The sequence below is a fragment of the Patiriisocius sp. genome, assembly GCF_051252435.1.
In the GTDB taxonomy this organism is placed as follows: domain Bacteria; phylum Bacteroidota; class Bacteroidia; order Flavobacteriales; family Flavobacteriaceae; genus Patiriisocius.
In genome coordinates this window covers 324,706-344,281 of record NZ_JBPOFW010000004.1, presented here as the reverse complement: position 1 = coordinate 344,281, position 19,576 = coordinate 324,706, and the positions used below count along the sequence as shown (strand labels likewise).

The 19,576-nt window shown below is 36.5% G+C and carries 19 protein-coding genes; 7 read left to right on the top strand and 12 right to left on the bottom strand.

The features are described 5' to 3' along the window. Positions 1-152: 152 nt before the first annotated feature. Complete coding sequence (locus tag ACSHW7_RS11215) at positions 153-800, top strand: hypothetical protein (RefSeq protein ID WP_435679438.1); 648 nt, start codon at positions 153-155, stop codon at positions 798-800. A 102-nt stretch (positions 801-902) separates the two neighbouring features. Here the strand turns inward: ACSHW7_RS11215 and ACSHW7_RS11210 are convergent, their stop codons facing one another. The 3 genes from ACSHW7_RS11210 to ACSHW7_RS11200 are packed head-to-tail and all read right to left on the bottom strand — an operon-like array spanning position 903 to position 3,641. Beyond that, complete coding sequence (locus ACSHW7_RS11210) at positions 903-1,454, bottom strand: DUF4136 domain-containing protein (RefSeq protein WP_435679437.1); 552 nt, start codon at positions 1,452-1,454, stop codon at positions 903-905. Between the two features lie 11 nt (positions 1,455-1,465). Further along, positions 1,466-3,445: a urocanate hydratase gene (locus ACSHW7_RS11205; RefSeq protein ID WP_435679436.1), complete on the bottom strand. Its 1,980-nt coding sequence runs from the start codon at positions 3,443-3,445 to the stop codon at positions 1,466-1,468. A 28-nt stretch (positions 3,446-3,473) separates the two neighbouring features. After that, positions 3,474-3,641 carry a DUF5522 domain-containing protein gene (locus tag ACSHW7_RS11200; protein ID WP_435679435.1) on the bottom strand — a complete coding sequence of 56 codons (168 nt, stop codon included), beginning with the start codon at positions 3,639-3,641 and terminating at the stop codon, positions 3,474-3,476. An 85-nt stretch (positions 3,642-3,726) separates the two neighbouring features. Here ACSHW7_RS11200 and ACSHW7_RS11195 point away from each other — a divergent pair, with 85 nt between their 5' ends. Further along, complete coding sequence (locus ACSHW7_RS11195) at positions 3,727-4,062, top strand: hypothetical protein (RefSeq protein ID WP_435679434.1); 336 nt, start codon at positions 3,727-3,729, stop codon at positions 4,060-4,062. Positions 4,063-4,133: 71 nt separating this feature from the next. Here the strand turns inward: ACSHW7_RS11195 and ACSHW7_RS11190 are convergent, their stop codons facing one another. Genes ACSHW7_RS11190 through ACSHW7_RS11175 form a run of 4 tightly spaced genes read right to left on the bottom strand, consistent with a single transcriptional unit; the run spans position 4,134 to position 9,763 of the window. Then, a complete protein-coding gene (locus tag ACSHW7_RS11190; RefSeq protein ID WP_435679433.1) occupies positions 4,134-7,214 on the bottom strand; it encodes a choice-of-anchor B family protein in 3,081 nt (1,026 codons plus the stop codon). A gap of 43 nt (positions 7,215-7,257) precedes the next feature. After that, positions 7,258-8,088: a hypothetical protein gene (locus ACSHW7_RS11185; RefSeq protein WP_435679432.1), complete on the bottom strand. Its 831-nt coding sequence runs from the start codon at positions 8,086-8,088 to the stop codon at positions 7,258-7,260. A gap of 20 nt (positions 8,089-8,108) precedes the next feature. Beyond that, entirely contained in the window at positions 8,109-8,918 is an 810-nt protein-coding gene (locus ACSHW7_RS11180) for a hypothetical protein (protein WP_435679431.1), read from the bottom strand. Between the two features lie 11 nt (positions 8,919-8,929). Further along, positions 8,930-9,763 (bottom strand): hypothetical protein, encoded by an 834-nt coding sequence (locus tag ACSHW7_RS11175; protein WP_435679430.1) that lies wholly within the window; start codon positions 9,761-9,763, stop codon positions 8,930-8,932. 263 nt (positions 9,764-10,026) lie between these two features. Here ACSHW7_RS11175 and ACSHW7_RS11170 point away from each other — a divergent pair, with 263 nt between their 5' ends. The 3 genes from ACSHW7_RS11170 to hemL are packed head-to-tail and all read left to right on the top strand — an operon-like array spanning position 10,027 to position 13,068. Continuing rightward, entirely contained in the window at positions 10,027-10,920 is an 894-nt protein-coding gene (locus ACSHW7_RS11170) for a 1-aminocyclopropane-1-carboxylate deaminase/D-cysteine desulfhydrase (protein WP_435679429.1), read from the top strand. Next, positions 10,913-11,776, top strand: a complete 864-nt coding sequence (locus ACSHW7_RS11165; protein ID WP_435679428.1) for a glucosaminidase domain-containing protein — start codon at positions 10,913-10,915, stop codon at positions 11,774-11,776. The genes ACSHW7_RS11170 and ACSHW7_RS11165 overlap by 8 nt, the downstream gene beginning before the upstream one ends. 5 nt (positions 11,777-11,781) lie before the next feature. Continuing rightward, on the top strand, positions 11,782-13,068 hold the full coding sequence (gene hemL / locus ACSHW7_RS11160) for a glutamate-1-semialdehyde 2,1-aminomutase (protein ID WP_435679427.1): 1,287 nt from the start codon (positions 11,782-11,784) through the stop codon (positions 13,066-13,068). A 51-nt stretch (positions 13,069-13,119) separates the two neighbouring features. On the opposite strand, the gene ACSHW7_RS11155 is transcribed toward hemL, so the two are convergent. After that, positions 13,120-13,473, bottom strand: a complete 354-nt coding sequence (locus ACSHW7_RS11155; protein WP_435679426.1) for a hypothetical protein — start codon at positions 13,471-13,473, stop codon at positions 13,120-13,122. Between the two features lie 268 nt (positions 13,474-13,741). On the opposite strand from ACSHW7_RS11155, the gene ACSHW7_RS11150 reads away from it, so the two are divergent. Beyond that, entirely contained in the window at positions 13,742-15,040 is a 1,299-nt protein-coding gene (locus tag ACSHW7_RS11150) for a hypothetical protein (RefSeq protein WP_435679425.1), read from the top strand. A 252-nt stretch (positions 15,041-15,292) separates the two neighbouring features. On the opposite strand, the gene ACSHW7_RS11145 is transcribed toward ACSHW7_RS11150, so the two are convergent. The 4 genes from ACSHW7_RS11145 to ACSHW7_RS11130 all read right to left on the bottom strand — a co-directional run bounded on the left by ACSHW7_RS11145 (position 15,293) and on the right by ACSHW7_RS11130 (position 18,854). Further along, positions 15,293-15,514 carry a DUF2442 domain-containing protein gene (locus tag ACSHW7_RS11145; RefSeq protein WP_435679424.1) on the bottom strand — a complete coding sequence of 74 codons (222 nt, stop codon included), beginning with the start codon at positions 15,512-15,514 and terminating at the stop codon, positions 15,293-15,295. Beyond that, positions 15,492-15,731 carry a DUF4160 domain-containing protein gene (locus tag ACSHW7_RS11140; RefSeq protein ID WP_435679423.1) on the bottom strand — a complete coding sequence of 80 codons (240 nt, stop codon included), beginning with the start codon at positions 15,729-15,731 and terminating at the stop codon, positions 15,492-15,494. The genes ACSHW7_RS11145 and ACSHW7_RS11140 overlap by 23 nt, the downstream gene beginning before the upstream one ends. A gap of 34 nt (positions 15,732-15,765) precedes the next feature. Then, a complete protein-coding gene (locus ACSHW7_RS11135) occupies positions 15,766-17,250 on the bottom strand; it encodes a T9SS type A sorting domain-containing protein (protein WP_435679422.1) in 1,485 nt (494 codons plus the stop codon). A gap of 140 nt (positions 17,251-17,390) precedes the next feature. Continuing rightward, the gene (locus ACSHW7_RS11130) at positions 17,391-18,854 is read right to left on the bottom strand and encodes a CDC27 family protein (RefSeq protein ID WP_435679421.1); all 1,464 of its coding nucleotides are present in this window, start codon (positions 18,852-18,854) and stop codon (positions 17,391-17,393) included. A gap of 222 nt (positions 18,855-19,076) precedes the next feature. Here ACSHW7_RS11130 and yiaA point away from each other — a divergent pair, with 222 nt between their 5' ends. Beyond that, a complete protein-coding gene (gene yiaA / locus ACSHW7_RS11125; RefSeq protein WP_435679420.1) occupies positions 19,077-19,568 on the top strand; it encodes an inner membrane protein YiaA in 492 nt (163 codons plus the stop codon). The last annotated feature ends 8 nt before the right edge of the window (positions 19,569-19,576 follow it).

Here is a 19,576-nt window from a genome sequence, read left to right as displayed (position 1 = left end):
TATTGCCATTCGTCACATATTTTTCTCTATTTGTCTTTAAACTAAGACCTTAGTATTGTTGTTTGTAAGAAATGATTTTTAGCGTTTGTAATCTGCTGTTTATTTAGGTTACATCTAGTTTTATTTCAATCTACAACATAAACTAAGATGTTATGAAAGCCCCTGTTAAAATTGTAATAGCGCAAAGTGATACTGAATTTTCAAATACGATAGTAAAGTATTTTAAGGATACTCCGGTAGAGTTTATAAATCCTACGAAACAAGGAAAAACCGCTCTTAGGGCAATAGTTCGGGAAAAACCAGAGTTTGCGATTCTTGATTATTCATTGAGCTCAATGCTAGCCTTTGATATAATTGATGCCACAAGAAAAAAAGGCATCAATACAAAATTTTGTGTTTTTTATTACAACGCTACTTTGGATGATTATTTACTAGCTGAATCGCTCGGTATTGAAAGTAATCTTATATTCTCCCCATCTGTTTCAATTTCGGGACAAATGATTAAGGATTTTATTGAAGGCAAAAGAAGCAAGCAGGCTTTTGATACACTGCCAAGAAAAGATGCTCACAAAGAACAATTAATAAACTTAAATCCCAATTATCTAGAACTATTAACCCTATTAGGTCTCTATGGAGAATTAAAACCGGTAACCAAAAAGATAGGGGTTAACAAAGAGCAATTAGAAGTAAAAGTGAAAGAGATTTGTAAAATATTAAAGTTTAAAGATTGGATTCAGCTCAGCAGTTGGTGCAGAGAACATCAACGTCTTATTTTAAACCTAGCCATTAAAGCTGCTTGATTTTTTAGGCTGAAATTTCAACCAGTGAAGATTTGTTAGTTAACTAAATAGTTAGAAATATTCTGAAACAAAAAAACCTCGATAGGCGAGGTTTTTTGTAAATTAATTTGACATCTGATTGGGTGGATATTCCATTAAAATTTCAGAAACTATCAAATTGATTTTTTCTTCTTTCTTTTCAATATCACTTCCTCTGTACAGACCAGAACGTCCTATTCCTTGCCAAACCAATTCATTTGTTTTGGCATCGATAAAATCAATGTAGAGCGTTCCTTCCGTAGAACGAGAAACTGTATTGCCCCAGTTGCCACCCCAGCCATAACCAGCACCCCAGCCCCAAGCGCCATAGCCCCAGCCAAAGTTATTATTGTACACGTCCACACGCTCATTTTCTTTTGTAAAAATGCTCACGAGCAAATCTGGACTATTTGATTTCATCTTTCCTTTTGCTACCATTTGATTTTCAATGGCTCTCAAAATTCTCTTTTTGTCAAGGTCACTTATTTCTGCCTTATCGATTCCTGGTTTATAAAATGCGAAGGAATTATAATTGCTGAAATTTGCATTCTTGTCATAATCTGTCACTACTCTTACAGAAGAGCACGACGCAAAGACCAGAAGCAGTACTACGGGTAATAATTTAATTGCTTTCATAATAATTTTTTTTAACTGAATAATGAATCATCCACAAAATTGGGAAGCGTTACTTTTAGATTTGGAGTCCGTTCCATTTCTCTTTTAATCGCAAATACGGCTTCTTCATTTCGTGCCCAACTGCGTCTTGCGATTCCGTTATTAACATCCCAGAACAACATGCTTTCTAGACGTCGTTGTGCATCCTTAGTACCATCAAGAACCATACCGAACCCACCATTTATCACCTCGCCCCAGCCTACGCCACCACCATTATGTATGCTCACCCAAGTGGCACCTCTAAAGCTATCACCTATTACATTATGTATCGCCATATCTGCCGTAAACCGTGAGCCGTCATAAATATTTGAAGTTTCACGATAAGGAGAATCTGTCCCCGAAACATCGTGATGGTCACGACCTAAAATTACAGTGCCAATTTTTCCTTCGGAAATATGCTTGTTAAAAGCACTCGCAATTTTCATTCTACCTTCGGCATCTGCATATAAAATTCTAGCTTGCGATCCTACAACCAATTTGTTTTCTTGTGCTCCTTTGATCCATTGAATATTATCCAGCATTTGCTGTTGGATTTCTGGAGGCGAAACTTTTATCATTTCTTCTAAAACTTCGCACGCAATAGCATCCGTTTTCGCTAGATCTTCTGGTTTTCCCGTGGCGCATACCCAGCGAAATGGACCAAAACCGTAATCAAAACACATAGGTCCCATGATGTCCTGCACGTACGAAGGATATTTAAAATCTATATTATTATCAGCCATAATTGCTGCATCAGCTCTCGAAGCTTCCAGTAAAAACGCATTTCCGTAGTCAAAAAAGTAGGTGCCTTTTGCGGTGTGTTTGTTAATGGCGTTTGTATGTCGTCGTAAACTTTCTTGTACTTTTTCTTTAAACTTTTTGGGATTATTTGCCATCATTTCATTGGCATCATCGTAGCTCATCCCCACCGGATAATAACCACCTGCCCAAGGATTGTGTAACGACGTTTGGTCACTACCTAAGTCAATATGGATGTTTTCTTTGTCAAAATGCTCCCAAACCTCAACGATATTCCCGTCATAAGCAATTGAAACTGTTTCCTTGGCGTCCAGTGCTTTTTGAACACGTTTGCCAAGTTCGTTTACATCACTGATTACCTCGTCCACCCAACCTTGTGAGTGTCTCGTTTCGGTTGCTTTTTTGTTCACTTCACCGCACACAGTAACACAGCCAGCAATATTTCCGGCTTTGGGTTGAGCGCCACTCATTCCTCCCAATCCCGAGGTCACAAACAAACCTCCTTTGGGTGATTTTTTAATTTTTCTGAAACCATTTAAAACCGTTATCGTCGTACCGTGCACAATACCTTGAGGTCCAATATACATATAACTACCGGCAGTCATTTGGCCATATTGTGTGACACCAAGCGCGTTGAATTTTTCCCAATCGTCGGGTTGCGAATAGTTTGGTATCATCATTCCGTTTGTCACAACTACGCGCGGTGCGTTTTTATGCGATGGGAATAAACCCAGCGGATGCCCAGAATACACCACCAGCGTTTGCTCGTTTGTCATCTGAGCCAGATATTGCATTACAAGTCTATACTGCGCCCAATTTGAAAAGACAGCTCCATTTCCACCATACGTTATCAACTCATGCGGATGTTGTGCCACAGCATGGTCCAAGTTGTTTTGAATCATCAACATAATTGCTTTAGCCTGCGCACACTCACCAGGATACTCATCAATAGGTCTAGCGTAAATTTTATAGTCTGGACGGAATCTATACATATAAATCCTTCCGTATTTTTCCAGTTCGTTTTTAAATTCGGGTAGGAGGGTGGCGTGGTGTTTTGGTTCAAAATATCTCAGCGCATTACGAAGGGCTAATAATTCCTCTTCCGAAGAAAGAATTTTTTTACGTTTGGGAGCGTGATTTACAGTTACATCATATTCCTTCACTGGTGGAAGTGTGGATGGGATTCCTTGTAAAATTTCTGCTTTAAAATTCATAGTATAAAATGTAGAAGTGAGATTAAAATTACTGCTTACTTTTCTTTTTATTAAATCCGTAGGGGCAATGGCGACAACCGCTCTCGCAACAATAGCCTCTTTTTAAGTGGTATTGCTCCGTAAAACATTTGTATCCCTCTGGAGTGAGGTAAAAATCGCCCTCTTCGATTGGAATGTTTTTCTTTGGAAATAGCATACCGTAAAAATACGTAAATCCAAGATTAGAAATAAATCATTGCTAGGTCAAAATATGTATATTTAGGCAAAGCCGAAATGTAACCATGATTATACTTGTCTCACGTTTTTTAATAAGAAGAGGGTTCAACGGGATTACATTGTGGCCTTTTGTTGTGCTACGGAAACGTGAAATGAAAGAAGATGCGGTCATGCTGAATCATGAAAAAATCCATTTACGGCAACAAATCGAAATGCTCGTTTTACCTTTTTATCTTTGGTACGTGATTGAATTTTTAATTCGATGGTTTCAATACAAAAATAGACATACTGCCTACAGAAATATCAGTTTTGAAAGGGAAGCCTACAAGTTTCAAAATAATTTTAAATATATAAAACGAAGGCAATTTTGGGCCTTTGTTCATTTTATTAAAAAGGGATGATTTGATTAAAATTTCGGCATAAAAAAAAGGCGTTACATAATGCAACGCCTTTTTTTGGTTTTATGAATTAGTTAATTTTTGATAATCTTTTTTGTGACTGTTCCGCTTTCTGTTTTAATCGTTGCGTAATAGATTGAGGTTTCCAGTTTAGCAAGATCTAATCTATATTCGTTGTCTGATACCATAAGCACATCAACAATTCTTCTTCCTCTAAGGTCATAAATTTCAATATTATTGATATTTGTATCTGGAGAAAGTATTGTAACAATTCCAGTAGTAGGATTTGGAAAAACTTTTATGTTATTAATATCTGCATCTGTAACTCCAAATGTTCCATTCTCAAAGTGTACTGTAAATCTATTGTTGTGAGTTCCTGCCCCAGCAAGGAATGAATAAGCGGTAATTGAAAGGTTTGTAGTGATACCAAGTTCATTATCGGTCAATAAAACGGTAACACCTTCTAGATTATCCCCCTGTAAATTTGAGATTGAGATTTTATAGAGAAGGTTTTCGGTTTGTTCAATGAGTGTTGAGAATCCAAAAGGAATGCTCATTTCTCGATTAAAAGTTCCAAGACCTTGGATGCTTAGTTGCTCTGTTCCATCCTGTAAGTGTGAGTATAGCGACATTACCGTTCCCAATCTTTGTGTGTCATAACCTATATCCATTTGTTCTGAAGCACTTTCGATAAAACCAAGACCTGCCGTAGAACCTAAATCGTAGAGGTTTTCTGTTACAGTAAGCCAAATTAAATCTCTATTTTCTTGATTTCTGAGGGTTGTATTTCCAGATGTCAATCGCATTGCATTTGTAAAAGTTACTGGTCCCCCTGCATTTGCCTTAATACCAAAACCCTGTCCGGTAGAAATTACTCCATTGGGAACGGTTCCACCACTTGCTGCTTGAATTCCCATAAGTCCATTAAAAGTTGATATGTCTTCCATGCTAAAGTTTTCATTTAATGGGCCCGGCACACCATTATTGGGCGTAATGTTATGCTCCCAAAAGTAAACTTCACTAATAATTCCATCATTAGCATCTATAAAAGCAGAAGCATCGATTGCTGATGCGTATGGATTTGCTAGAATATTTGGGCTATCTTCTTTGTCATCTCCAAAAAATGCCATATAAGTTATATCTCCACTATTTAGAGTTCCTTCTTCAAAATTATAATTATAGGTTCCATCGTTTGTTAATGAGGGTCTTAAATAATATCCTTCTCCTGGGTTTAAATTACCTGTATGATTTGACCAATCAAATCCATTAGTATTATCGTTTAAAAAGTTAACCCCTACAATTCCTGGAAATGGACTAAAATTTTCTGTAGTGTGTTTGAGTAATTGATATGGATTGTTAAAAACGGCATCGCTATTGGCGACCATAGGGCTCCCTAGCAATAAAAAATCACGAGCATTTAAAGCAGGAGTAGTTAGTGCAACATCAATTGTGCCATTAGCTCCTTTGATTACCACTGCATCGCTATCTTTTTGAACTACATTTGCTGTGTGCGCAACATTTAAAATTCCATTAACTGTAATATCTTTTTGAATATTGATATATCCTTCAGCCGCAACATCAAGAGTTTTTCCAATGTTAACGCTACAAGTACAAGCATCTATATTATTATCAATGCTAGTATTATAATCTTCCGCAATTCTTGCATAAGAACCAGGTCCTGGGTTTCCATCATCCCATAAACTACCAAGCCACATTGTTTCATTTGGTTCTACATTTATTGTTGCAGTTGCTGTATCTGTAAATCCATAATCATCTTTTACTGTCAATGTAACGACCTGTGGTGTTCCTACATCATCACAACTAAAAGTAATTGAGTCTTGACCATTGATTTTGTATGAGGTAATACCTTTGTTGTCTGTTGAGTTATTATCAATATCAATTGCATTTATTGTAACTGTACCAGCATTCGCTAATGTTACCATTAAATCTTGTGCAATTGCTATGGGTGATTCATTATCATAATTAGGGTCTTTAACAATAAAAAAACCGCCATCGGTATTGCTGCTAAGTCTTCCAAAACCTGTAACAATTAAATTACCACTATCTAGATAAGGATAAACATTCCAAACACCTTCGGTGCCTGCTGAGTTAGCTCCGCTCATTGTGTCATAGAAGTTAACTTCTGTCATACTTGGAGGGTTTTCATAAAGTCCATCTAATTTTATGACACGTGCACCCGCTTTATAGTTAGCAAGGTAAAATCTATTTCCCCTCACATACCCATTATGATCAGTAGCGGTAGTCGTACCAAAATAGGTGTAGTGTAACAAAGGGTTTTGAAGGTCACTCAAATCAAATACAAATGTTCTTGTATTTCCACCAATCATTTCTTCATCAATTTCGTCTCCTACAAGAAAAAAGCGTTTGTCCTCTGTAAACCATCCTTGATGGGTATAGTGCCTATTTGAGTAATTTATTGAAGAAATTTGAGTAATATTTGATTTGTTTGTTACGTCAAGGATTTTCACATTATTGTCTCCACTAAAACTACCTATCATGATTTCTCTTCCTTGGTAGTTTGGGTCTGGGCCATCATACAAAACTACTTGAGCATCATGGCAGTATGAATAACCACTATTCATATTTGCTACTAAGGTTGGGACTTTAGGATTTGCTAAACTTAAAATTCTAGGCGCTCCACCATTTACATTTGCACCTAAGATATATAGAAATCCAGTATCTTCATTTATTATTATATTATGACAGTTTGTAATTCCTCCATAATGACCATCACCATTTTTATTGAAATTTTGTGGACTTGCTCCAGTTACATTTCTTAGGCGTGTGAGATCAAAAATTTGAATTCCATGTGAGCCATTGCCATCACTTACAATATATGCATGGTTATTATAAATTTTAACATCTCTCCAGTAACCAGAACCGGTAAAAGAAGGCATTCTTCCTAAATATTCTGCATTAGTTCCATTATTAATTCTTACAAATGCAGTACCATTGTCAAGACCAACAATTGCATATTCATCTCCATCCCCATCGGTATCAGTCCAACCCCAAGAATCCTGAGCTTCAATTGCGCCCATAGACGTTACAGAAAAGTGTTTTTGTAGTGTGAGTTGTGATTGGGCAAACGCAGAGGATGTGGTTGCGAGCAGTACGTAAAATAATAATTTTTTCACGAGTTAATATTTGCGGGGTAATTAAAAATTTTAATTTATAAGTTTAGTTTTCTTTCTGAAAAGTGAATTCAATAGAGCATGGTATTTCAATACCTACATAAGCACGACCTGTTCCTGAGTTGCCATTGTCAATAAAATTATTTGCTACCTGAACATCAACCATTAAACGAAAGTCATAAGTTACACCAGCTTGCAAATCTTGATACAATATAAGCGATGAATCATGTCTATATTGTTCGGTATAGCGATTTGCCGTTTCCAGTTGACTATTGTACAAGGAGTATGCATGCGTATAAATATCATGATGTACACCATTGAATATAAATCTAAAATATCCTTCTTCAGTGGCCATGCGCATGTCATCACCTGTCGTTGGTAATAATATTTCGCCTGCACCAAAATTGAAAACTGCCTTCAAGCGATATATACCACTAAACTTAGGGGTAAATGAAGAACCTGCTCCCAGTCCAGGGACATCTACAAAACCATCACTTTGTACAACACGCATAGGCAGTGTTGTTTGTTCAAAAGTCTTCGCGTCTTCTAAAAGAAATTGTGGCGCCCATTTTGTACCATTCCATACATATATACCTTCGTTCACATCATTTGTCCCAGTAGTCGTAATATTAGTGTTGAACACAGCAGTTCCAGCAGCTAGTGCCCCCCCTTGAGGGTTTAAAACAGGTAATTCATCTATGGTAGAAGTTAAAATCGCTTTCGGGAATACAATACCTGTTAAATTACTATTGCTAACGTCTAGCATTCCTTGCGGCGCAATCGTACCAATACCTACTTGAGAAAATAGGGTGTTTGATATGAGCAAAACAAATGCAAAGAAGATTATAATGAATATATGGTTATTAGAATATTTCATATCAATTGTTTAAAAATTATTTAGTTTAAGTAGGTGAATTCAACACTACACTTAATTTCAGAACCTAGATGGCCTCGTCCAGAAAATAGATTGCCACTAGAACGGAAACCTCTAGTGCTCTGGGTTGAAGTTTGATCAAACGATAGGTCAAAAGAATACGATGTGCCAGCAATCAAGGATACATATTTAATTAGCACCGTTTCTACCCAATTGTCTTCCATTTGAGTCGAGTGATCAGCATTTGGATGATACGTGGAATAGGATTTCGTTTGTATGTCATAGTTCGTTCCATTGAAAGCTAGTCTATAAATACCCTTTGCAGTAACGGTATGAATACCTCGATCTGTTACAACTTGTCCACCACCATAATATCCTCTGAGTTCTATTTTATATATACCGGAAAATTTAGGTGTAAATGTATTTGATGCTACATTGTCTAAGCCAGGAACTCCCTGAAAACCTACATTGCTTGATGTTCTCAATTCGGTTGTTTGTTTAAACAGGGTAGTTTCTTTTTTGTCAAAATGATTTATCCATTGTATACCATTCCAAGAATAAATACCTGGTTTTACATCGTTAGAACCATTGTTTGTAGTGGCTGTATTAAAAATTGTTGTTCCTACGGCAAGATTACCTGCCAACGGATTTACTACTGGTGCTTGAAGATTGGTAGCCTGTAAAGCAGCGCTAGGATATACAACACCATAGATACTGCTCTTTATGTCAAGAATTCCTTCCGGAGTTGTTGTTCCAATACCTACTTGCGCTTGTATTAAAGTAAGTGTGAATAAACATAATAATAAGATTGATAGTGATAGTTTTGAATTCATAATGGCGGGGTTTATTCTGATATATAAGTTATTTCGACAGAGCAAGGAATATCAAATCCTATATAACCTGTTCCTTGGCCGTAGAGACCAAGACCTGAATTATAATTTCCATTATTTACAAAATCATTTGATGGATGTTGGTCAAAAGCCAAGCTAAAATTATATGTCTGTCCTTTGACGCAATTTCTATAAATTACATAAGAATATTGCTCCCATATAAGATAGTAGTTAGAAACTCCACCATTGCTTGCACCATTTACAGAGGTGGCTTTTGTTGTAATTATTTCGGTATCACCATCAAATATGAATCTAAAATCTCCTTTTTGAATTGCTACATCTGTTGTGTTATTGTTACCGTCAATATTTTCTAAATTACCAGACCCGTAGTTGACACTTAATTCAATTTTATAGGTGCCAGTGTATTCTGCAACAAAATTATTATTGCCCAATCCTGGAATCGATACAAATCCATCGTTAGAGCTCGGTAAATAATATCCAGATTGTGTATAGAACTCTGCTTGTTTCTTGGTAAACTTATTGAACCATCGGGTTCCATCCCAAACGTATAGTCCAGGTACAACGTCATTAGTTCCATTATTTGTAGTTGCTGTATTGAAAACAACAGTGCCCACAGCTAGATTTCCTCCTTGTGGATTTTGCACTGGTGCTTGAACATTTGATGCGGTAAGCGCAATTCGCGGCAAAACAACGCCATAAACGCTACTATTGATGTCTAGAATTCCCTCTGGAGCCGTTGTATTAATTCCAACTTGAGAATAACTAAAAAAAGTAATGAACAAGGCTAGAAAGAGACACAATTTTAGGGGGGCATAAATTTGTTTCATAATAAAATAATAAGTAGAGCATTCTGGTTTTGGGACTGCTAAACTATAATTATTATTAATTATTAACGATGAGATACATTTATTTTCGATGAAATGCATATAATTTTAACATTCATTCTATCTCTTAAGTGCTGAAAACCACCCTTTAAGTGTTTGTTGGATGATTTTGAAAATTATTTTCCTCTTTTGTTAGATAGGACTTGACCTTTATTTTTAACGTATTTTTGTCACTTAATCTTCTCCTTTAAATATTGAGAATCGGCATGAACGAGATTGTAGATATTTCTTCATTCACAAAATTTCAGAAACTTGATATCAAACGAGAAGATTTGATTCATCCATTCATTTCTGGAAATAAATTCAGAAAACTGAAATATATTCTGAAAAACGCAAAAGAACATCATTGTAAAACCTTACTCACTTTTGGTGGCGCATTTTCAAATCACATTGCTGCAGTGGCCGCTGCTGGAAATATTCATTCCTTTAATACCATAGGTGTCATTCGTGGGGAAGAGTTGGAATCTAAAGTTGAGAGCAATCCCACATTGGCTTTTGCAAAACTGCAAGGAATGCAACTACATTTTGTTTCAAGAGAGGAATATAAAAACAAAGAGACGCCCGAATTCAAAAACAAATTGACTCAAAAATTTGGAGATTTTTATAGCATTCCTGAGGGAGGTACAAACGATTTAGCGATTCAGGGCTGCGCCGAAATTTTAACGCCTCAAGATTTGAGCTACGATTATATCTGTGTTTCGGTGGGAACTGGAGGTACTATTGCGGGAATCGTAGCTTCGGCAGCAGCTCATCAACAAGTCTTGGGTTTTTCGGCTTTGAAAGGCACATTTCAGAAAGAAATAATATCGAAATACTCCTCAAATAAAAACGTAACTTTATTGGATGACTTCTGTTTTGGAGGGTATGCTAAAATAGATTCGCAATTAGTTCGTTTTATTAATGATTTCAAAAATGACCACAATATTCCATTAGATCCAGTTTATACCGGAAAAATGTTTTATGGTATTTTCGATTTGTTGAAAAATGGATATTTCAGAAAAAATAGCAGTATTTTAGCCGTTCATACCGGAGGGCTTCAAGGTATTGCTGGTATGAATAAAAAATTAAAGAAAAAAAATCTTCCTATAATACATGTTTAAAATTTCGCTCCGTCTACCTACTTTAGTAATCATTGTGCTTTTATTATTTGCTAGTTGCAAAGCAAAGAAGAAAACAGTTTCAAGAAGTAAAAAACCTAGAACTGAAAGAGTTGTCATCGCTCCGTCCAAAGAGGAACGTCCAGTAATTACTGAGTCCTCGCCTGAGGTAACTCCAGAACCAAAAGTTATTACAAAGCCAAAAACAACTTCGTCTTATGAAGAAACCGTGACAAATTATATTGCCGAATTTAGACAAATTGCTCAAGAAGAAATGTTGCAATACGGTATTCCAGCGAGTATCACATTAGCCCAAGGTATTCTTGAAAGTGGCGCAGGCAGAGGTGAATTGAGTAATAGAGCTAATAATCATTTTGGGATTAAATGCCATTCGGGTTGGGAAGGCGAGCGTGTGTACCATGACGATGATAGAAGTCAAGAATGTTTTAGAAAATACATAGACCCAAAATATTCCTACCGTGATCACTCTTTATTTTTAACAGGAAGAAGTAGGTATCAAGATTTATTTAAGCTCAATAAAGAGGATTATAAAGGTTGGGCATACGGACTTAAAAAAGCAGGATACGCGACCGACCCTAAATACCCCAATAAACTTATAGGTATTATAGAACGTTACGATTTACAAAAATATGATAATCAGACCATAGGAAGTTCGGCTAAAATAACGCAAGTTGACGATTCTAAAATTAGTACCTACATTGTAAAAAAGGGAGATACATTATATAGTATTTCAAGAAAATTTAATGTTTCGGTTAATTCTTTAAAAGAATACAATGGTTTGGAAGATAACACATTGTCAATTGGTCAAAAATTATATCTACACGCAGTAAAAAATTAATAAAAATGATATATCAAAGAAGCAGCGCCTTATTTGCTGCGGCTAAAAAAGTAATACCTGGTGGTGTAAATAGTCCTGTTAGGGCATTTAACGCAGTGGGTGGCGACCCCATTTTTGTTAAAAAAGCAAAGGGAGCCTATCTATATGATGAGGATGGAAATACATTGATTGATTATATAAATTCGTGGGGGCCAATGATTTTGGGTCATGCTTTTGACCCCGTTGTCAATGCAGTAATTGAAAAGGCCAAACTGGGAACATCCTTTGGAATGCCTACTGAAATCGAAACCGAAATCGCAGAACTCACCATTTCTATGGTACCTAATATTGACCAAATAAGATTTGTAAATAGTGGTACAGAAGCGTGTATGAGTACCGTCCGTTTGGCGAGAGGTTACACGGGGAAAGACAAAATAATAAAATTTGCTGGATGCTATCATGGGCATAGTGATTCCTTTTTAATCCAAGCAGGAAGTGGCGCAGTGACCTTTGGAAGTCCCAACAGTCCCGGCGTTACAAAAGGAACCGCCAAAGATACCCTGCTTGCTGAATATAACAATCTTTCAAATGTTGCTGAAATTATCAGTGAAAACCCAAATCAAATTGCCTGCATTATTCTCGAACCCGTAGCGGGAAATATGGGCTGTATTCCACCGGCAAAAGGCTTTCTCGAAGGGTTAAGAACGCTTTGTGATGACAATGAAATATTACTTGTTTTTGATGAGGTAATGACGGGTTTCAGATTGACAAAAGGGGGGGTGCAACAACTTAAAAATGTAAAAGCCGATATTGTTACCTTCGGAAAAGTAATAGGCGGAGGCTTGCCCGTTGGCGCATTTGCTGCTCGTGAAGAAATTATGAATCATTTAGCACCCGTGGGACCTGTATATCAAGCAGGAACTTTAAGCGGAAATCCATTAGCAATGGCTGCGGGCCATGCAATGCTGAAAGAACTAAATGAGAAACCTGAGATTTTTACATCTTTAGAAAAGAAAACTGAATACCTCCACAAAGGAATGACAGAAGTTTTAAATAGGCATTCAATTGCTCATACAATCAATAGAGAGCAATCCATGATTTCGGTACATTTTTCTGAAACACCCGTGACCAATTTTAAAACTGCTGCGAACGCTAATAATGAAATTTTCAAAAAGTTTTTCCATGGCCTATTGGATAAAGGAATCTACATTGCCCCAAGTGCCTTTGAAACTTGGTTTTTGTGCGATGCACTATCGTATGAAGATTTGGACAAAACTATTGAAGCCATTGACAATACAGCGAAAGCATTATAAATAAAAAAGTCCCACCATTGGTGGGACTTTTGAATTAGTAACAAATACTAATTATTGCTTTTGCATTGCTTTATATTTAGCATATTGATCTGCAGTCAATGTTTTCTTCATTGCGCCGTCAAGTTGTTCGTCTAATTCTATTTTTTTAGACTTTACTTCAGCGTTGTTCATGTCTTTTCCAGTAACATTTTTTCTCATGTTCACTTCGTTTGCCGTAAGTGCTCTAAAAATGTAACGTTGTTGTTCTCCAGTTAAGGTTAATGCATCGTTCAGGTTTGAAGTTTTCATTTTTGCAACTTCTTCAGGACGTTGGTCTTGAGAGGTAGACAGAGATTGTGCTTGTACGTTTTGTGCTCCAAAAATAAATAGGGCAGCTACAGCTATTACTTTAAATAAATTTTTCATTATCGGTTTTTTATTAATAAGGTTACTAATGTAAATAATTTGGATATAATAAACCAATAATTGAGCCATAAATAATAAACACTCATAATTTTGGATGTTAATTAATTAAAGGCAAAGTTACTTTCAAGACAATATGATTGAAGGTTTCACATTTCGGTTACTAGGTGATACTGCTATTTAACTCACTGTAACATCACGTTTACTAGATGGTTGTTTTTAGATGCTGTGTTGATTGCTAATTTCATCATAAATCTAAAAACAGTTTAAAATGAAAACAAAAATTTTATTATCCGCAATGCTCATTATCTTGGTCTTCGCTGCCTGGAAAGTCATCGAACCCACAAAACAATTTGCAGAAACAAAAAGAGTACTCGAGCCAGAAGCCGGCTGTGTATTTATGACCGTTATGGGTGAGGAGTCCTCTAAAGATTTTTCATTGTATAAAAATGATGAAAATCTAAGGCTCGCCATCCGCGACGGACTCGCTTGGTTGTCACAAGCACAATTAGAAAATGGAGGTTATGGCGCAGGGTCGCATAGTGCACAGAATATTATGGATCCTCATGCCGTGCAAGGTGATCCCGCAACAACTGCAATGGTTGCCACTGCTTTTTTAAGAAGCGGAACTACCCTAAAAAAGGGACAGTATAAAAATCAATTAAAAGGTGCTATTGATTATTTACTGAACGAGGTGGATAGAAATAAGAACAATGTGTATATCACGCAAGCGAGGAATACCCAGATACAACGCAAACTTGGAGAGAACATAGATGTAGTGATGACAGCCCAGTTTTTTTCAAACTTATTGGGAAGAGAACTAAAAGGAGTGGACGCAAATAAAGTTTCGAGGGCGTTGGATATTTGCATTGATAAAATCCAGAGAAGTACAGATGACCAAGGGAAACAAAAAGGAGCAGGTTGGGCTGGTGTGCTGCAAAGCGGACTCGCCAATAGTGCGCTCGAAGCTGCTCAATCTGTTGGCGCGGCCGTGAATGAAGATGTTTTAGAAAAGTCTCGCGCGTATCAAAAATCTAATTATGATGATAAAAGCGGAAATATTAATACCTCAGACGGTGCCGGTGTTATGCTATATTCAGTTAGCGGAAGCGTGCGCGCCACGGCAAAAGATGCCCGTAAAGCCGAAAATGCCATCAAAGAAGCAAATAAAAATGGCACTCTTGACGAAGTTGTTGTCAACGCAGCAAACCTTAGAAAAGCAGGATATACTGAAGCCGAAGCCGCTGAATACACTGCGTCTTACAATGTATACCAATCTGCAAAAAGAAGTGCACAAAGTGAAGAAGTACTCAATGGCTATGGAAACAATGGGGGAGAAGAATTCTTGAGTTTTTTACAAACAGGCGAATCGCTTGCCGTAAATCAGGACAGCGATTGGACTAAATGGTACAACGACATGAGCGGCCGAATATTAAAAATCCAAAATCAAGATGGTAGCTGGAATGGGCATCACTGCATTACGAGCCCAGTGTTTTGCACCGCTACAAGCTTACTGTTATTAACTATTGATAACGATATTGAATATTTGAGCAACATGGGCGAAGAATAGGCGTCTTTTGTAAAAATCAATCGCTATTTATAAATGTAGACAGGCTTAATTTTAAAGTGACTACATTCTATAATACCTTAGTAAAATTAACATTCATGTGTTGTTTTTTCAGTTGATACATCTGGATTTAAAACACCGCTTACTGCCGTCAAGATGATGGCCCACTTATGCCAAAAAGTAGGAACAGTAAGCGGTGTTAAAAAAGAAGCCGCTTAAAAGCGGCTTTTTTGTTCTGTGTAATCTCTATCTATATTATTTGAAGAAACCTTCAAAACTTAAATCTTCATTTAATTGTTCCCAATGAATGCCAAAAGGAGATAAAACAAAATTCTCTAGTTGAGGTAAGGACGCATTTTTCAATCTTTCAAAATTAGCAAGCTCTACTATGGTATTTCTCCCGTCCGGCATAAAAATATGCATTGAGTTATTACTAAAAGTTATTTTCGGTATTTTATTTTGTTTTAAAGTATTCATCCCATCGTAAGATTAAGAGTTCTTGATTTTCATAAATAATTGCTTCTGCCAGTTTTAAATCTTTTGGTTTTAAACCGAAATTTTTAATTAAAAGAATTTCATTTTCTATTTGAAATTTTGCTTCGCCATCCCCATTTCTAACGTGAATATGTTTTGGTTCGTGTTCGTTTGAATAGAAGAAAAACCTCAATCCAAAAAATATAAATATCGTTGGCATATCAAGTAAAAATACAAAAACTTAAAATTGAATGCTATTGCTTCACAAACTTCTTAGTCAAACTTCCATTTTGAGTTTCAATCTTGATAAAATAAACACCACTTTGAAGGCTGGCAACATCTATATTTTTTGCAGTTGCTCGGGTGTTTAAAATTTCAGAAAAAAGTTGCTTTCCTTGTATGGAATAGATGGTGATTGTCGCGTTGCTTTCTAAATTAGGCATCGATATATTTAAAAGGTCTTTTGCGGGATTTGGAAAAATTGCCAATCCTACCAAATCCTGTGAAACAACTCCTAGTGCCACATCGTCATCTAAGAAATCTGGAATGTCGTTGCTGTTTGTATCATCATCAATGGGGTCGCCGTTGCCGTTGTAGTCTTCATCTTTTGTCAAAACGCCATCACCGTCATCGTCGTCGTCAAGATAATTTTCAATCATGTCGCCATCTGTGTCAATAAATATTTGTGGTCCAAGACCTGCACCTATTCCTTGGATTTCGTCAATGGTTTCTACATTATCGTCATCATCATCGCTATCTAGATAATTAGGGATGCCGTCACCATCTGTGTCGTCATCTTCTAGATTGCCGTTGTTGTTGAGGTCTTCGTCTTCGTTGGGGACTCCATCGCCGTCGAGGTCTAATCCATCTGTGAGAATCAATTCAAAGTCTAATACAGAGAAACATCCCGTGTCAATATTTCTAACCGAAACATATATCGTTTGGGGATTGGTCGTATTTGAATACTGAGTGGGGTTAGATATGGGATTCATGTTTGATTGTGCATCTGCTTGTGTCTCAAAAAAGTCAATACCAAAATCTACTGAAGGTAGACTATTTAAAATTTCTGGCTCTACAACTGTTAGGTCAAATATTTCTGTCCCATCCATATCTTCGTCAATCATAAATAAATCATTAGGGTCGTTAGCCTGTTGATTTACTATAACAATCAACTCTAATTCACTAATATCGAAACAACCTGTAATTCCCGTATCCACACGTATAAAAACTATTTGTGAAAACGGAACTATATTTTCATAAGGGCTTGCGAGTTGGTTTACGTTGTTTTCGGCTTCGCTCAAAACTTCATGATACGATACAGTAAAAAAGCCCATGGGGTTTCCTCCAATAGCTTGTTGTGAAGCGTCTTCAAGATTAAATACGCCAAAGCCATTATTATCTGGATCGCAATAAATGAGGGGTTCCGGGTTAAATGCAACAGGTTGGTCGTAGAATATAATATCGGTTTGGTCTTCAAAGAAATCCACCCCTCTCATAATTTCAACTTTATAGACACCTCCTGTAGCTACATCTAACGTAGAATTAGTTTCAGAGGGTAATATTGTACCATTAAGAAACCATTGATACGTTGTGTCAGGCTCGCTGCATGTAGCATCCAATAATATAGTATCGCCATTACAACCAAAATATTCATTATCTAAATTAACATCCACACAAATCTGAGAAATCCCAAAAGATGTTGAAAATAAGGTAAGTAAAATGAGTAGTAATTTTTTCATAAGACAAAGATTTTTTTCAAATATAAGCAGAAGATTCTTAAGGTAGTTAATTGGCTCTCAGCGTATCGTATATTAAACAGGATAGGTTGAAAAACTCCTACCCTTATTTTCTATTTATTTCAATTCTTTTATTTGTACTCTCAATTTTTTCGCACTAAAGTCAACGTTGTCTCATACAATCCCGTTCTCTCCATTTTTGCTTTTAACCACGCGTAAAAACTCATTACAAACACGTCCTCTTTTTCTGTGCCAATCCACTCAAAAGAGGTTTCTACCAACTGCTGAAATTTTAACGAATTGATTTCTTGCGGTGCTTCATAATATTTTGAAACGAGTTTTATAAAATTCAACACCCGAAATTCTCCCGAAGCTTTCAACCGTTTTGAAAACCGATTGTTAAAACTACTAATCCTTGAAACCACAACGTCCAGTTTATCCAATTCTATCAACACCAAAATTTCAATAATCGATTTTTTAATTACCCAGATCCAGCCGTTTTTCTTTTCGTACCACAAATCGCTATGGTGCATTTGCTTTAAAACGGCGTAACAATCTTCATATTTTTCCTGCTGAAAATAGCAAACCGCCAACGTTAAATCAATATCCAATGAGTTTGCATTATACTGTTGCAAAAGTTCAATTGCTTTGTTGGGTTGATTGGTATAATTGAAACAAAGCGCTTTATTCAATAGCAGTTTTTCTTGAAATCTGCCGTAATATTTACGGTGTTCCTTTTCCATTTGGGCTTCCATAATTTCCAGGAATTTACTTGAAGTTTTAAAATCCTTATTTCTGAAACTTACTGTCGCCATTACATTGAGTATTTCAATATGATAAAATAAGTGCTTATTGGCAAGCTCTTCTTTTTCCGAAACCATCTCGTACAACCTAAATAAAAACGGAGCACTGTCATAATAATTACTTTGCAAGCGAGCCGCTGTCGCTGTAATATTCATTAATTGGAATAGCGATTTGTACGTGAGTTTGTTGTCGAGTTCAATTTCAAAAGTTCCAAAAGCTTCAGTGATGACATCTTGAATTGGTTTTGATTCTTTTGCTTTCAAGGCTTCCTTGATATGTGCATACGCCATATTGAGTTGTTGCTCGCGGGTGAACAATGCCAAATTGTTATTCGCCGCACCAATAATCTCGCTTAAACTGATGGATGCATTCAAATGCGCGTACTGTATTTTAGTGTGATATATTTCAGTAAGAATAGAATATACATCTAATTGTAATGCGATTTTTTCGGCTTTGGCGAGTGTTTTAAAACCTAGTTTGTAATGTTTGTGTTCAAAGAAGATTCGGCTGGAAAGGAGCAATTTGAGTATTTCCATTTCTTCACTCGTTTCTCCGGCAAAACTTTTAAGCGCGATAAAGTCAATAAGGCTATCCTGCAATCTTTTGCACAATGCGTGATAGGCGTTTTTTGCATCTTTCCCATATAATTTTTTGACGATGTTTTCTGTCTTTCTGCTCGCTATTAATTTGAATAGTGCGACATTTTTTGTGTCTCCTCTTCGGTTTTTTTGCTCGAGGTTTTGGATGAAAACATGCTGCTCTTCAGTAGAAAGTGTGTTGATAATACTTTGTAAAGCTTTCATTTAATCGTAAGTTTTTATAAATGTATTGATTTCATTTTGTCTAAAACTATTTCAACTTAAAATATATAAATTATTAAGTAAAATGTTTATTTCATAAAGGTTTCGACTGCGCTCAACTGGACAGTATTTCAAATTCAAATCGTAAGTTTTAATGAAAAGTAACATTTCCGAAGCCACCAAACCATCGCATCTTTGTTTCATAAATCATCAAAATCAAAAATTATGGAACATGTATTTAATGAAAAGAAACCAGTGAACGCTCCCACATTTGAGGAGGAAGTAACTAAAAAGAGTAAAAAAGTGGAAGCATTTAATTGCAAGCCCAGCCCAGCATTTATTGGTGCGTCGTGGACGGCGTTATTGATAGGGATGGTTTCCTATTGTATCGGACTGTGGAATGTGGGAATGGAGCTCAATGAAAAGGGCTACTATTTTACTATTTTATTGTTTGGATTGTTTTCGGTTGTTTCCGTGCAAAAAAGTGTGCGGGATAGAGTGGAGGGCATCCAGGTGACCGATATGTATTACGGCATAAGTTGGTTTACCACCATCGCCTCTATCGTATTATTGGTCATTGGTTTGTGGAACGCGGACATCGAACTCAGTGAAAAAGGATTTTACGGGATGTCCTTTACGCTAGCGCTTTTTGCAGCAGTCGCCGTGCAAAAGAACACGAGGGATGTTAAGTTTTTGGATGAAAATGTAGCAAAATGAATTATAGA